Below are 14,818 nucleotides of genomic sequence, written 5' to 3'. Positions count from 1 at the left end.
CTAAGAAACTTATGAAGCACACCTTTAGTATTTCCGCCCTCTTAGCCATTATTTGGCTAGCCAACTCGGGGCATTATTCTGGCCTGCTACTGGCCTTCGGCGCGGCGTCGATTGCATTAGTTGTGTGGATATGCCACCGGATGGACGTGGTAGATCACGAATCTCAGCCCATCCACCTAACCCGACATCTTCCCCGATACTACGCTTGGTTAATCTTACAAATCATCGCCAGTAACATAGACGTGGTCAAACGTATTTGGTCTGGCAACAGCACAATTAGCCCCGGTATGCGGCGTTTTGCGGTGAACCAGAAAACCGATATCGGTCGAGTTATCTACGCCAACTCCATTAACCTCACCCCTGGAACAATAGCGGTAGAGCTTTCGAACAATGAGGTTCTCGTACACGGCCTCACCCAAAGTAATCTCGACGATCTCGATACCGGTGAGATGAGCCGTCGCGTGGAAAAATTGGAATAATGATGCTCGCTGTCACTACTGTTACGTTACTCCTCGTCATGGCCATGGCTATGGTCAGAGGATTTGCTGGCCCCAGTATATTTGACCGGGTGTTAGCTGCTAATTTATTTGGAACCAAGACCGTACTGCTTATTGCCGTACTCGGCTTCCTATTCGGTAGACCCGAGTTTTTAGATATCGCGCTGATCTACGCACTAATGAATTTTATCAGCGTGATAGCACTTCTACGATATTTTGAGTATTCCCAGAAAGCGGAAAAAGGGAGCTCCGCCAATGACTGATTTACTGGAAGTCATTAGCGGCATTCTATTACTGATTGGCAGTGGCTTGATGTTCACCGGCGCGCTTGGCGTATTGCGATTTCCCGACATTTACAGTCGCATGCACGCTGCCGGCGTGACAGAAACCCTTGCCACCACGTTACTACTAATGGGATTAATGCTGCTAGCCGGCTGGAGTTTGGTTCTTCTCAAATTGATCATGATTTTGTTGTTTATATTATTCACCAGTCCAACGGCAAGTCATGCATTAGCAAAAGCCGTTTGGCGTGACCAACAACACAAATCAAGTGGGGAGCAGCCCCATGACAGCTAAGCGTGACCGCACAGGAAATACTGCGGGGAGGATGACGCCATAGAACTCTTCATCAATATCAGCCTGCTGAGCCTACTACTAGTCACGACATTGGGTATTATTCTGAGCCGCGACCTCCTTGCAGTAATCATGCTCAGCGGTATTTACGGTTTCTTATCTGCGAGCTTTTTCGTTTTGATGGATGCTGTCGACGTTGCTTTTACCGAGGCCGCTGTGGGGTCCGGAATTTCACCGCTACTCATGCTGCTCACCGTGGCGCTAGTTGGGCGTCATGAAAAACAGAATCCAGGTCGAGGTCTTCCGGCGTTAGTACTGGTAACAATTACCGGCGCACTTCTTATCATTGGCACACTTAGTATGCCCGATTTCGGATCTGCCAATGCACCGGCCCAAACCCATGTCGGCCCATACTATATCGAGCAATCCGCAGCCGAAATCGGTATACCAAACATTGTTACCTCGGTGCTAGCCAGCTATCGAGGTTTCGATACCTTCGGCGAAGTAGCGGTAGTTTTCACAGCGGGCATCGGCGTCCTATCACTACTCATGTTAAAGTCCAGCACGCCAGAAACACCGGCGGTCACAAGCGCGCACAAACATAAAATTCTACGTATCGTCAGTAAAATTTTAATCCCCCCTATTCTTCTATTTTCCCTATATGTGCAGTTCCACGGGGACTACGGACCAGGCGGCGGATTCCAAGCGGGGGTAATTTTTGCCGCCGCAATTATTTTGTACACCATGTTTTTCGGCGTCGATATTGCACAGCAAGTAGTAAGCTCCGCCCTGCTACGAGTTCTAGCTGCCTTTGGGGTATTACTGTACGGGTCGGTAGGCCTTGTATCTATGCTAAACGGTGGTACGTTCCTAGACTACTCAGCATTGGCCGACAACCCCATTACTGGCCAACATATCGGTATCATTGTTATCGAGCTTGGTGTGGGTATGACCGTTGCGGCCGTTATGGTGATGATCTTTTACTGCTTCGCTGGCCAAGTGAACACCGCGCGGGAGGCAGACGAATGACATTATTACTAACCCACTACAATTATTTAGTGGTTGTGGTGCTAATGATGGCCGGATTTTTCATCGTGATCGCCCAAGGCAATCTGGTTAAAAAACTGGTCGGGCTCAACATTTTTCAGACTTCCGTTTTTATTCTGTATATCAGTTCAGGAAAAATTACTGGCGGCACGGCTCCGATCCTCCAAGATGGAATCACCGCCTATTCCAATCCCCTGCCCCACGTGCTAATTCTCACCGCAATTGTTGTCGGCATCGCCACCACCGCACTAGGACTAGCACTAGTCATAAGAATCAAGAAGGCCTACGGCACTATTGAAGAGTCCGAAATTCAGCAGCGAGACCATACGTGTTAAGCCATTTACCCATTCTGCAAGTTATTCTGCCCCTACTCGGGGCGCCTGCCTGCCTTATTTTAGGTCGAGGTAAACTAGCCTGGCTATTCGCCCTGCTAGTCAGCACCCTTAGCTTTTGTATCGCCGCCACGCTGCTGTATACGGTTTACCACCACGGTGTAATTAGTTATGCCTTGGGTGGTTGGCAAGCACCCTGGGGTATTGAGTACCGAATTGATCTTCTCAATGCGTGGTTGCTAGTGATCGTTTCTGGCAGCAGTACAATTTCTCTACTGGCAGCACAGAGCAGCATTAGCACCGAAATTACACTAGACAAACAAGGCTTATTTTATGTGGCGTGGCTATTGTGCCTCGCGGGCTTGCTGGGTATTTTAGCGACCGGCGATGCATTCAACGTCTTTGTCTTTTTAGAAATTTCATCGCTGTCCACCTACACCCTAATATCCTTAGGACCCAATAGACAAAGCCTGTGGGCCGCGTTTCGCTACCTGATCATGGGCACCATTGGCGCGACCTTTATCCTCATCGGTATCGGTTTCATGTATATCATGACCGGCACGCTCAATATGGCCGATCTTGCCGAACGCCTGCCATCGGCGAGTGAGTCGCCTACCGTATTTGCCGCTTACGCTTTTATTTTGGTTGGTATTAGCTTAAAGCTCGCCTTATTCCCACTACATCTGTGGCTGCCTAACGCTTACAGTCAAGCGCCATCAATTGTCACTACGTTTCTCGCCGCCAGCGCCACCAAGGTAGCCCTTTATCTGTTAATACGCTTCACGTATACCATATTCCCGAGCGAGTTTAGCCAGTTCATTATTCCGCTAGCAGATATCTTTGTCGCTCTAGGCATCGTGGCGGTATTCAGCGCGTCGATTGCTGCGATATATCAAGAGGAGATAAAGCGCGCGATCGCCTATTCCAGTATCGCCCAAATTGGCTATATGGTCATCGGTTTGGGGATCGGCGGTGTGCTGGGGCTGCAGGCGGCCTTGATTCATGTTTTCAACCACGCATTGATGAAAGCCACATTATTTATGGCCCTAGCTGGGATTGCGGTTCGCATTGGCGCGACGACCCTTACCTCGATGCAGGGACTGGGGAGAAAAATGCCTTGGACGAGCTTTGGTTTTGTTGCCGGCGGTCTCAGCTTAATTGGTGTTCCCCTTACCGCTGGTTTTATCAGCAAATGGTATTTGGTATCTGCCGCTGCACTGGCGGGCCGCTGGCCATTAGTGTTTTTAATTCTATTGGGTTCACTGCTCGCCATCATCTATATATGGCGAGTGGTAGAGGCGCTCTACTTCAAGTCAGCAGCAGATAACTCTCCAGTAAAAGAAGCCCCACTCACTATGCTTATTGCGCTATGGCTGCTAATTCTAGGCAATGTCTATTTTGGTATCGACACCCGCTTACCGGTATCGATCAGCTATGAAGCAGCCACAGCACTGGTTGAGGGGCGTCCATAATGGATACAACAGCCATGCTAATTGACGTCGCCATACTCACGCCCCTTGTTGCGGTAGCAGGCGTACTGACGTTCAGCCGAAAACCAAATTTGCGCGAAGGGGTATCCCTCATCGCCGGAGTGCTTCTTTTACTAGTCAATTTAAAGCTGTACGCCAGTTTTAATCACGGTGAAGTGCTCTCACGCCAGTGGCTAGAAATACTGCCTGGTCTAAATTTAAGTTTCAGAGTCGATGCCCTAGGGCTCCTGTTCGGGCTAGTCGCCAGTCTGCTATGGCCAGTAACCACCTTGTACGCGATTGGCTATATGCGCGGCCACAACGAAGACCACCAAACACGTTTCTACGCGTGTTTTGCTATTGCCATCGCAGCGGTAATGGCCATTGCCTACGCAGAAAACGTATTCACGCTGTTCATTTTTTATGAAGTACTTTCGCTGTGCACCTACCCTCTGGTAACACATGCAGGTACCGAAAAAGCCAAAAAAGGCGGCAGGGTTTACCTGGGCATATTAATGGGTACCTCTATCGCCTTTTTTCTCCCGGCTATTATCATCACGTGGCTGGTGGCAGGCACTCTAGACTTTCAACAAGGTGGCATTTTCCCCGAGCAAACTCCAATCGCGTTGCTGTCACTGTTGCTAGTCCTATTTGTTTTTGGTGTTGCCAAGGCCGCGGTCATGCCTTTTCACCGCTGGCTTCCGGCAGCAATGGTGGCTCCTACTCCGGTTAGCGCCCTGCTCCACGCCGTTGCGGTGGTCAAGGCTGGCGTATTCAGCCTAATCAAAATTTTGGTCTTTATCTTTGGTTTAGAGACCCTGCAGCAAATACCTGCGACCGATTATCTTCTCTACCTAGCTGGTGCCGGTGTCGTGCTGGCTTCGCTAATAGCGATGCGTCAAGACAACCTGAAAGCCCGACTCGCCTATTCAACCATTAGCCAACTAGGTTATATCACCGTGGGGGTCTTACTGGCGGTTGAGAGCGGCATAATGGGCAGCGCAATGCATATTGCTACCCATGCCCTAGGGAAAATCACCCTGTTCTTCTGCGCTGGCGCAATACTGGTGGCTAGTCACAAAAGCGAAATCAGCTCTATGGTGGGGCTGGGGCGAAGTATGCCAATCACCATGACCGCTTTTTTCATCGCCTCTCTCAGCATTATCGGTCTGCCGCCCACAGCGGGAACGTGGAGCAAATGGTGGTTGCTAACCGCCACCTTAGAGACCGATCATTTAATTCTAATGGGGGTGCTGATACTCAGCTCGCTACTCAATATCGCCTATTTACTACCAATTCCTTTGCGCGCTTTCTTTCCAGGGAAGCAGGCAGTTTCAGGCCCCGTCGCTATTCATGAAGCGCCACCTGCCGCGCTCATCGCGCTATGCTTTACGGCATTGGCGTGCGTAGTGTTATTTTTCTTTCCCAACCCGCTATTTGAGCTGGTATCACAGATTTTTAGCGAGGGAACGCCATGAGCCAGTCCCAAGATTTTTTTGATCGCCCCGCAACACTGCGCCTTATTCTCAACAGTCTTTACGTCATTTGCGCGCTGTTAGTTGGCTTGGATTTTGTGATCCATCGACACACCGAACACCCATGGGAGGGCCTGTATGGTTTCTATCCTATTTACGGATTTATCGGCTGTGTGATTTTAGTACTGGTTGCTAAGTGGATGCGCAAAGGTTTAATGCGCGAGGAAGACTACTACCAACAAACTCGCGAATCTAAGACGGAGAATACCCATGGTGGGGATTGAACTGCCGCCCTTCCTGCTCTTTTATCTAGGAGCAGTCATTGCCCTACTTGGCGGCGCCACTTGGCGCGGTCCAGCAATGATCGTGGTCATTATATTAAGCGCGCTAAACCTGTGGCAGCTCCCAGCATTTTACGGCCTCGAAACCCAGCTAATGGGAATGGAATTAAAGCCAATCCACATAGACCGACTGAGCCTATTGTTCGGCTATTTATTTCATATTGCCGCGTTCATCAGCGTAATCTACTCTCTCCACGTCAAGGATAAAATGCAGCAAGTCGCAGCCATGCTTTATGCTGGTAGTGCCTTGGGCGCCGTCTTTGCCGGTGATTTACTGACCTTGTTTATATTTTGGGAAATGCTGGCAGTCACCTCAGTCTTTTTAATTTGGGCTGGGCGCAGCGACAAAGCCTACAGCGCGGGGATGCGTTATCTGATCGCGCAAGTGATATCAGGAATGCTGCTGTTAGTGGGCGTCATTTTGTATTACCAACATCAGGGCACCCTGATGTTTAGCAAAATCGGGCTAGACTCGATCGCAAGCTGGTTTATTTTTATCGCATTTGGCATTAAGTGCGCGTTCCCATTTTTCCATAACTGGCTGACCGACGCCTATCCCGAAGCAACACCTACTGGCACGGTCTTCTTGAGTGCTTTCACCACCAAAGTTGCCGTATACGCCATGGCCCGGGGTTTTCCCGGCACTGAGATGTTGGTGTATATCGGCGCGACGATGGCGTGCTTCCCCATCTTCTTTGCGGTAATTGAAAATGATCTGCGCCGGGTTCTCGCCTACAGCTTGATCAACCAGATCGGTTTTATGATGGTGGGGATTGGTATAGGCACTGAGCTGGGTATCAATGGTGCCGTCGCTCACGCCTTTAATGATGTTATTTTTAAAGGCTTATTGTTTATGTCGATGGGCGCGGTCCTCTATCGTACCGGCCGAATTAACGGCTCCGAACTTGGTGGGCTATATAAATCCATGCCCAAGACCGCCGTACTTTGTATTATCGGCGCGGCGTCGATATCAGCCTTCCCCCTATTCAGTGGCTTTGTCAGCAAATCAATGATTATGTCGGCGGCACTCAAAGACAACTTTGACGTGGTATGGCTACTGTTGCTCTTCGCCTCGGCTGGGGTATTCCACCACGCGGGCATCAAAATTCCTTATTTCGCTTTTTTCGCCCACGACTCGGGTATTCGCTGCAAAGAAGCACCGTGGAATATGCTACTGGCAATGTCTATAGCCGCCGCGCTGTGTCTAACAATTGGTATATTCCCACAGCTGCTCTACCAACACCTGCCCTTCGCGACCGACTACAGTGCCTATGATGTAAGTCATATTCTCACCCAGACACAGCTACTGTTTTTCTCGGCATTGGCATTTGTTTGGCTAAACCTAAAAGGCATGTATCCTCCGGAACTGCCCTCAACCAACCTCGACGTAGATTGGTTATATCGGCGCCCGCTACCGCGTCTTATAAATGCCGTCGGCAGAAGCTGTCTCAAAGTTGATCAGGTTGCACGCAACGGTATTCTCAGTATTGGCCGTGCATTTGAAAACCGCTTGGCTAATCTTCACGGCAACGATGGTATTTTCTCTCGCACCATTTCGATTAGTAGTATGGTCGCGTGGGTTGTCACCTTGCTTGCGGTATTATTGGTTTTCCGGTTTATCTGAGCCAGCTCATAATGAACAACAATGTCACTAAGGGGTTATGACTCATATATCTAGGATGTGCACCATCATATGGTGCACGCCTATTAACGCGTCAATGTACAAGACCTGTTAATAACGGTGCTCCTGCATCAATGCGCTTCCATGCCTTATCGTGAAAGTAAAACACCACGGTGTTCACCGCCGGCTCTACTAGCGCCAGCATTCCACCAACTACGGCACTACCAGTCAAAATGTAGGCGACCGAAAATGCCACGCTGAAATGCACCATGGCGAAACTGATTGTTTTTTTCATAATGGCCTCCTCGGTCATTGTTAAGGTACAGAATCTGGCCTGCGCAACATCACCCCGCCAGCCCACAAGTCAAATAATAATGATTATCTATAAATTAATATAATTAATAATTTATTGGATATAGATACACTTAAGCTATCGATATAGACCAAACCACCCCTCTAGATGCGCACCGCAAAAGCACATGAATTCGTGCGACGAACCAAACAAGTGCTCATTATCTTTCAGCTATGCCACAAACCGCTAAAACCACGCTGCGCGGCCCAAGCCCTAACGCCCTTTCATTCAAATTTTGGCACATCTGTTGCACACCCTCGCTCAGGGACGCGCCGATTCAGTGCGCGACCACAACATGACGAAGGGCTCTAATGAAAAAAGCGCGCATTACCCTAACGCTCTCAACACTTTTGTTTTCCTCACTGGTTTTCGCAGACGATATTGAAGATTTAACCGGCGCCACCGACATGGTGTGGCTGGTTACTGCCAGTGCCTTGGTTTTTCTTATGCAGGCGGGATTCGCGCTACTTGAGTCCGGTATGTCTCGTAGTAAAAACTCATTAAACGTTGTAATGAAGAACTACATGGATGTGTGCATTGGTACACTGATATTTTGGGCTCTAGGTTACGGCCTGATGTTTGGCAGCAATCCCAGCGGTTTGATGGGTACCGATCTGTTTCTGATTAATGACAGCGATCCGACCACCTACGGCACACTTCTGTTCCAAACTATGTTCGCAGCCACCGCAGTCACTATCGCCAGCGGCGCGATGGCGGAGCGCACACGATTCGACGCCTACCTTGTTGGCGCCGTCATCATTACTGCCGTGATCTATCCCATCTTTGGTAGCTGGGTGTGGAATGCCGATGGTTGGCTGGCAAAAATGGGCTTTATCGACTTTGCAGGTTCAACGGTTGTGCATTCTGTGGGAGCGTGGTGCGCGCTTGCCGGGGTTATTATTCTTGGCCCACGACTCGGCCGCTTTAACAAAAACGGCGAACCCAGAGAATTACGCGGCCACAATCTTACCCTTGTTGCCCTTGGCGGTTTCATTCTGTGGTTCGGATGGTTCGGCTTTAACGGCGGTTCAACGCTAAGCGCTTCTGTTGATATAGGCCTCATCAACCTGAATACCCAATTAGCTGCAGCCGCAGGCGCCTGTGCCAGCATGCTATTGGCGGTAGCAACGCGCAAACCAATATTGCTCACTGACACTGTAAACGGCAGTCTTGCCGGATTAGTGGCCATTACCGCTGGCTGTGCATCAATGCTTCCTGGATATGCCATTCTCACCGGTGCCATTGGCGGCGTAATTTGCATGCTCGGCAGCCAGATGATGCTCCGCATGCATCTCGACGATGTTGTCGGTGCGGTGTCGGTTCACGGTTTTGCGGGTGCTTGGGGCACCTTAGCCGCAGGTATTTTCTACGCCGACAGCATGTTCGATTCTAAAATAATCACTGTCCAACTTATTGGAATCGCGGCCTGCTTTATCTGGACATTCTGCTGCGCCTTGATCATGTACTTCGTCATTGATATTTTAATGGGCCTACGCGCACCAGCCCAGCACGAACAGCGCGGACTCGATCTTAGTGAACACGCTGAAATAGGCTACCCAGAATTCAATTCTGGCAACATTGCCTACACAGCAGACCGCGCCAGCAACATGGATTTCCAATAATGAGTACACGCAGCGTCCGAGACCGCAGACGCGCCATTTATACGGGCCTGCAATCGTTCATGGATGAAGACACCGTGCTAAAGGCGATTACCCACTGGGAAAACCGCTATATCGATCAACCGAGTTTGGCCCTGCAGCGTTTCGTTGCAGATATCTGCCAAACACAGGAATTGAAAGAAAAGCGCGCGGCGATTTTGCGAAGTTTAATTCAGGCCATGGGTCAAGACACCGAAAGTTTAATGGCAGATCCTCGGGGCGAAGGTGCAGAAAGCGCCGCAGTAAACCCAGTGTCTGCCAGCCAAGCTTTCGCGGAATTGATGCTGGCGATGATGGCGCAACTAGACGACGAGCTACAACATAAGTTGCGCATCGATTTATTCGCTGCCCTACGTCAGCGGCAACTGCCACTCTCCACCCTCGAAGCCCTGCAACGATGGCTAGGAAACCGCCAAGCGCTGAAACTTGGCAATGTCGCCCCGGCAATGCTGCAAAAATTGCTAAACCAGTACTATGTTCTGCTATGCGAAAACATCGGCCCTGTGCGCGCTGACAAAATTCTTGCGAAGGGCGTGGCAAAGGTACAGCACGAACATCCTCAACTTGATGCATTCCTAGACGAACTGCTGTAAACCTCCACGTTGTTGCGTTAGGCTGTCAGAAATAGCCCAGAGCAACAACGCGGAGAACGCCATGCACCAACGCTCTACCCTTTTTACGGTGTTTTTAACCGCGCTTACACTAAGCCTTTGCGCTTGTTCAAAGTCGACCGATGTGGCGGGAACGCCAAACCAAGAAAAAACCGTTCTTACATCCGGCCAGCAAAACACCTTAAATCAAGCGCAACTCATGGAGAAAACACTTCAAGACGATGTAGAAATACGCGAGCAAAAAATGCGGGACGAAGGGATCTAGAACGCCGCCCATATGAAAAAATTACTTTGGCTAGGCGTATTTTTCGCGACCTTACTGTGGTCTGGCATTCAGCCCAAAGACCAATTCACTTGGTTTTTAGAAGTCATTCCAGCAATAGTGGCGTTGCTCATCATGGCCGTCAGCCAAAGTCGCTTCCCACTAACACCGCTTCTTTACCAGCTCATCTTAGTTCACTGCGTAATTTTGATGATCGGTGGTCACTATACCTACGCGGAAGTACCGGCCTTTGATTGGCTCGCCGAGCAATTCCACTGGCAAAGAAATCACTACGACAAGTTAGGGCATTTAGCCCAAGGATTTATTCCTGCCATCGCCGCAAGAGAATTACTCATTCGACATCAGGTAATACAAAAGCCACGTTGGTTGGCGACCATCATCGTTTTTACGTGCCTCGGAATTAGCGCACTTTATGAACTTATCGAATGGTGGGTAGCAGAACTTACCGGGGAGTCTGCAGAAGCCTTTCTCGGCACCCAAGGATATATATGGGATACCCAGTCAGATATGGCAATGGCAATGATTGGCGCGATACTCGCGTTGATTTCCCTAAGCAAGATCCACCAGGCTCAGCTTAACCGACTTGAGCAAACGGCGAATAAATCGTGTTAATCGCCTGCCTTAAAAAGAACCGCTTCAAGTCGGCTAGGCAAGTAGCTCGTCTAAGGGATTTTGCCCCCAGGGTGGTTTGAACAAGGCGTCAATTTCCAAATCCGGTACATCGGCAATACTCTTGTAACACCAGCGCGGATCGCGATCACGATCTATTAAGCACGCGCGAACGCCCTCAGCAAACTCTGGATCGCGCACACGATTAGACGACAACACCAGCTCCATTTTGAAAACATCGGCCAAGCTCATACCCCGCCCCGCCTCCAATTGTCGAAAAATAAGTTTGGCCGCACTCGACGAGCCTCTAGCCAGGCCCTGCGAGGCGCTTCGCAGCCAATCGCTCGCGCCATTGTAGCGACAGATGCCCTGTTCAATCGACGCAGGGGTCGCCAAGGCACAGGCATCATCTATCCAACCGCGATGATCTTTTAATGAGGCCTTGCGCAACACCACACCGTGCTCTGCTTCGATATCAGTCAAACACTCGGTTAAATTTTCAGCATTCCATTCATTATCATCACACCAATCAAGGTTGATAATTTTGCGTAATACTTCCGCCTTACTATTTTCGCGTAAACAATAATCCGCCAGCCCCGCATACAGCGCATCCGCAGGTGAGAGTAACGCACCGGTTAACGCAGCAAACAAACCCGTAGCACCCGGCATTTGGCCCAAAAACCAGGCCGCGCCAACATTCGGAAATAGCCCGATACTAATTTCCGGCATCGCCACAATGCTGCTGTCTGTGACGATGCGATGACTACCACCTACCATCAAACCGAGACCTGCGCCCATAACAATACCGTTACCCCAGCATATGACGGGCTTGGGAAAGCGATGGATTAAATAGGCAGTAGCATATTCATGAACAAAAAAAGCGTGGGCCTCTACTGCTTCGCCACCGGGGTTTGCAAGCGCTGATTCCCGTATCCGCAAGGTATCTGCCCCGGCACAAAAACCACGTTCGCCAGCACCATCCAAAAACACCGCAACCGCCTCTGGGTCATCGCGAATTTCTAGCAAAAGCTTGTGTAGTAAGGTCACCATTTCTGAGGTCAGCGCATTCAGCCGACTAGGCGCATTGAGCGTAAGTTGCGCTAGGTAGCCTCCCGCTGGGAGAGGATGCCGCTCAAAACACACTGAGTATTCAACTTGCATTTATTGTCCTCCTTGCGCCACCAAGTCAGTATCGCGCCAGTGAGGGATCATCTCAAGCCTTTGCTAGCTATACTCGGCTCAGTTAGTACAAGCTATAATTTATGGGCGACAAACTGCATGACCAAGGGCATTGACCGAAGCGTCATGTTTCAATCACAAAGCGGCCAATTTACCCTAACAGCGCATCAGCTATGCTCCATTCCGTTATTGATCCCCCATCAACGGGAACAGAAGAGGCAGTATTATGACCACATATAAAGCTCCGGTACGCGACATCAGTTTCGTCATTAACGAATTGCTGGACTTCAACGCCCACTATCAAACCATCCCAGCTGGCGCAGAAGCCACGCCGGACATGATAGAAGCGATTACCGCCGAAGCGGCAAAATTTGCAGAAGAAGTGCTGTCACCACTCAACCAAGTAGGTGATGAACAAGGTTGTCAGTGGAACGACGGCGAAGTCACCACCCCAGAAGGCTTTAAAGAAGCCTACAAATTGTGGGTAGAAGGCGGCTGGCAAGGTCTTTCGCATCCCGCTGAGTACGGTGGCCAAGGTTTGCCCATGTCCATGGGTCTTATTAAATCTGAATTAGTCGGCACCGCAAACTGGTCCTGGGGCATGTATCCCGGCCTAAGCTTGGGCGCCATGAACACGCTTTACGTGCACGGCACCGAAGAGCAAAAGCAACTTTACCTGACCAAGCTTTGCGAAGGCACTTGGACGGGCACTATGTGTTTGACCGAAGCCCACTGCGGTTCTGACTTGGGCCAAATGCGCAGCAAGGCTGAACCCCAAGCCGATGGCAGCTACAAACTAACCGGCACAAAAATCTTCATCTCTGCAGGTGAACACGACTTTGCAGACAACATTATTCACATCGTGCTTGCTCGTACACCGGGTGCACCGGAAGGCACAAAAGGAATCTCCCTTTTCATCGTGCCTAAATTTAATACCACCGAAGATGGCACCATCACTGATCGCAACGGCGTTAAGTGTGGCAGCATCGAACACAAAATGGGTATTCACGGCAACGCAACCTGCGTAATCAACTTCGACTCGGCAACCGGCTTTATGCTCGGTCAAGAGAACGCCGGCCTTAACGCCATGTTCACCTTTATGAACACCGCTCGTATCGGTACCGCTATTCAGGGACTAGCCGCATCAGAGCTGGCATACCAAAATGCCCTGCCCTACGCGCTAGATCGATATTCCATGCGCTCTTTGTCAGGTGTAAAGAACCCAGACAAAGCTGGTGATGCGATTATTCATCACCCCGATGTACGCCGTATGTTGCTCACTGCCAAAGCCTTTGCAGAAGGCGGCCGCGCGATGATCTACGATGCAGCCAAATACTCTGACCGCATGGTGCAAGCAGATACGCAGGAAGAGCGCGACGCTGCCGAAAACGAACTTGGCTTCTTAACGCCAATTTTGAAAGCGTTCTTAACTGAAACAGGACTTGAGTCGGCAAGCAACGCTATGCAGGTCTTTGGTGGTCACGGCTTCATCAAAGAACACGGCATGGAACAAATCTATCGTGACGCGCGTATTGCCACCATGTACGAAGGCACCACAGGCATTCAGGCGATGGACTTGATCGGCCGTAAAGTGGTACTAGATGGCTTTAAACTCTATGGCGGCTTCTGCAAGAAATTGTATAAGTTTGGCTTTAAGAATTTAATCAGCGGCAAACGTCGGGGCTACTCTGCCAAATTAATCGGCTATACCCTGTCGTGGAACTGGCACACCGTGAAAATGGTAGCCCGCGCATCAAGAAACCGCGATGCAGTTGGCGCGGCGTCGTATGACTTCCTAATGTATAGCGGCTACCTGTCTATGGCTTACTACTGGGCGATGATGGCTGAAGTAGCAGCAGCTAAATTGGCAGAAGGCACTAGTGATACCGCGTTTTATGAAGCGAAACTAGAAACAGCTGAGTTTTACTTCTCACGCCTGTTACCCCGCGCCAAAGGTCACGCTGGATGCATGAATAGCAGCACCGATAGTGTGATGGCAATGCCGTTGGATCGTTTCACCACGCGCTAAAATGAGGTCGCTCTGTAGACTCACAATATGAGGCTACAGAGTATTACCTTAGAATAAATAAAAAAGCCCTGACAGCAATGTCAGGGCTTTTTTATTTATCTTATCTTTTACTGTCGTGCTTACATGAAGCAGAGGGCTGTTTAAACAAGTAGATGTTATTTAAAAAGTCACTTGCGACACCTGATACGAGGCGCTGCTTTGCATACCGCAAGGATTAGCAACCTCTTGGCTCACACCCGGATTAACGACAAAGGATTGCACGCTCATCACCGATTTATTGTGAATATCTTCTTTATAGTAACTAAACACACCGCTCACCTTGCTATCGCACACATTGCGAACGGTGAACCGAGTAGACACTTTGTCTTGATTGAAATACGCGCAACTCGACTGTTCCGAGTTGGCCGGGAAGGTTTGCACATCCCAATCTAAACAACTCTCCGGTTCCGCGAACGCCGACATCGCTGACGCACCTAGTAATGAGCAGAATACATAGCTTGCTATTTTATTATTCACGATACACCTACTGAGATTGACTGCGCTACCACCTAAAGTGCTCGAAATATCGCTTGCAGATAGTCCCTAAGCGGCGGTAACAATGATCCTGAGGTGTACAATAGTTAATCTTTGGTCAAATTGGGAGTGCGTATTAGCCCTTAAACAGGACACAGAATGTTTTTTAAAACCATAAAAATCAATTAGTTAGTCTTAATTAATAGCATATATTGAAGTTAAACTATCG

Annotated in this window: 17 protein-coding genes; 14 read left to right on the top strand and 3 right to left on the bottom strand. The window is 49.7% G+C overall.

The window, feature by feature from the left end; all coding sequences use genetic code 11:
- The first annotated feature begins 11 nt into the window (after nt 1-11).
- Genes O9X78_RS14170 through O9X78_RS14130 form a run of 9 tightly spaced genes read left to right on the top strand, consistent with a single transcriptional unit; the run spans nt 12 to nt 7,358 of the window.
- Nucleotides 12-479 (top strand): Na+/H+ antiporter subunit E, encoded by a 468-nt coding sequence (locus tag O9X78_RS14170; RefSeq protein WP_269620365.1) that lies wholly within the window; start codon nt 12-14, stop codon nt 477-479.
- Nucleotides 479-760: an MrpF/PhaF family protein gene (locus O9X78_RS14165; protein WP_269620364.1), complete on the top strand. Its 282-nt coding sequence runs from the start codon at nt 479-481 to the stop codon at nt 758-760. The genes O9X78_RS14170 and O9X78_RS14165 overlap by 1 nt, the downstream gene beginning before the upstream one ends.
- A complete protein-coding gene (mnhG, locus tag O9X78_RS14160; RefSeq protein WP_269620363.1) occupies nt 753-1,073 on the top strand; it encodes a monovalent cation/H(+) antiporter subunit G in 321 nt (106 codons plus the stop codon). The genes O9X78_RS14165 and mnhG overlap by 8 nt, the downstream gene beginning before the upstream one ends.
- A 39-nt stretch (nt 1,074-1,112) precedes the next feature.
- A complete protein-coding gene (locus O9X78_RS14155; protein ID WP_269620421.1) occupies nt 1,113-2,099 on the top strand; it encodes a DUF4040 domain-containing protein in 987 nt (328 codons plus the stop codon).
- Nucleotides 2,096-2,452 carry a cation:proton antiporter subunit C gene (locus tag O9X78_RS14150; RefSeq protein WP_269620362.1) on the top strand — a complete coding sequence of 119 codons (357 nt, stop codon included), beginning with the start codon at nt 2,096-2,098 and terminating at the stop codon, nt 2,450-2,452. Before O9X78_RS14155 ends, O9X78_RS14150 begins: the two co-directional genes overlap by 4 nt.
- A complete protein-coding gene (locus O9X78_RS14145) occupies nt 2,446-3,921 on the top strand; it encodes a monovalent cation/H+ antiporter subunit D family protein (protein ID WP_269620361.1) in 1,476 nt (491 codons plus the stop codon). The genes O9X78_RS14150 and O9X78_RS14145 overlap by 7 nt, the downstream gene beginning before the upstream one ends.
- Nucleotides 3,921-5,396 (top strand): proton-conducting transporter transmembrane domain-containing protein, encoded by a 1,476-nt coding sequence (locus tag O9X78_RS14140; protein ID WP_269620360.1) that lies wholly within the window; start codon nt 3,921-3,923, stop codon nt 5,394-5,396. The genes O9X78_RS14145 and O9X78_RS14140 overlap by 1 nt, the downstream gene beginning before the upstream one ends.
- Nucleotides 5,393-5,677, top strand: a complete 285-nt coding sequence (locus tag O9X78_RS14135; protein WP_219044071.1) for a hypothetical protein — start codon at nt 5,393-5,395, stop codon at nt 5,675-5,677. The genes O9X78_RS14140 and O9X78_RS14135 overlap by 4 nt, the downstream gene beginning before the upstream one ends.
- The gene (locus O9X78_RS14130) at nt 5,664-7,358 is read left to right on the top strand and encodes a Na(+)/H(+) antiporter subunit D (protein ID WP_269620359.1); all 1,695 of its coding nucleotides are present in this window, start codon (nt 5,664-5,666) and stop codon (nt 7,356-7,358) included. The genes O9X78_RS14135 and O9X78_RS14130 overlap by 14 nt, the downstream gene beginning before the upstream one ends.
- Nucleotides 7,359-7,449: 91 nt before the next feature.
- On the opposite strand, the gene O9X78_RS14125 is transcribed toward O9X78_RS14130, so the two are convergent.
- Entirely contained in the window at nt 7,450-7,650 is a 201-nt protein-coding gene (locus tag O9X78_RS14125) for a DUF2061 domain-containing protein (protein ID WP_269620358.1), read from the bottom strand.
- Nucleotides 7,651-8,018: 368 nt separating this feature from the next.
- Between O9X78_RS14125 and O9X78_RS14120 the strand changes: the two genes are divergently transcribed.
- The 4 genes from O9X78_RS14120 to O9X78_RS14105 all read left to right on the top strand — a co-directional run bounded on the left by O9X78_RS14120 (nt 8,019) and on the right by O9X78_RS14105 (nt 10,871).
- A complete protein-coding gene (locus O9X78_RS14120) occupies nt 8,019-9,329 on the top strand; it encodes an ammonium transporter (RefSeq protein ID WP_269620357.1) in 1,311 nt (436 codons plus the stop codon).
- Nucleotides 9,329-9,958 carry a hypothetical protein gene (locus tag O9X78_RS14115; protein WP_269620356.1) on the top strand — a complete coding sequence of 210 codons (630 nt, stop codon included), beginning with the start codon at nt 9,329-9,331 and terminating at the stop codon, nt 9,956-9,958. The genes O9X78_RS14120 and O9X78_RS14115 overlap by 1 nt, the downstream gene beginning before the upstream one ends.
- Nucleotides 9,959-10,019: 61 nt before the next feature.
- On the top strand, nt 10,020-10,241 hold the full coding sequence (locus tag O9X78_RS14110; protein ID WP_269620355.1) for a hypothetical protein: 222 nt from the start codon (nt 10,020-10,022) through the stop codon (nt 10,239-10,241).
- Between the two features lie 12 nt (nt 10,242-10,253).
- Nucleotides 10,254-10,871, top strand: coding sequence for a DUF2238 domain-containing protein (locus O9X78_RS14105; protein ID WP_269620354.1), 618 nt, complete (start codon nt 10,254-10,256; stop codon nt 10,869-10,871).
- A 33-nt stretch (nt 10,872-10,904) separates the two neighbouring features.
- Here the strand turns inward: O9X78_RS14105 and O9X78_RS14100 are convergent, their stop codons facing one another.
- Complete coding sequence (locus tag O9X78_RS14100) at nt 10,905-12,029, bottom strand: enoyl-CoA hydratase/isomerase family protein (protein WP_269620353.1); 1,125 nt, start codon at nt 12,027-12,029, stop codon at nt 10,905-10,907.
- Nucleotides 12,030-12,273: 244 nt separating this feature from the next.
- Between O9X78_RS14100 and O9X78_RS14095 the strand changes: the two genes are divergently transcribed.
- Complete coding sequence (locus tag O9X78_RS14095) at nt 12,274-14,076, top strand: acyl-CoA dehydrogenase C-terminal domain-containing protein (RefSeq protein ID WP_269620352.1); 1,803 nt, start codon at nt 12,274-12,276, stop codon at nt 14,074-14,076.
- Between the two features lie 159 nt (nt 14,077-14,235).
- Here the strand turns inward: O9X78_RS14095 and O9X78_RS14090 are convergent, their stop codons facing one another.
- The gene (locus tag O9X78_RS14090) at nt 14,236-14,592 is read right to left on the bottom strand and encodes a hypothetical protein (protein ID WP_269620351.1); all 357 of its coding nucleotides are present in this window, start codon (nt 14,590-14,592) and stop codon (nt 14,236-14,238) included.
- Between the last annotated feature and the right edge of the window lie 226 nt (nt 14,593-14,818).

It is taken from the genome of Zhongshania aquatica (assembly GCF_027257955.1).
Lineage (GTDB): Bacteria > Pseudomonadota > Gammaproteobacteria > Pseudomonadales > Spongiibacteraceae > Spongiibacter > Spongiibacter aquatica.
Note: the sequence above shows the minus strand (reverse complement) of the source record. Positions and strands in the feature narration are given on the sequence as shown.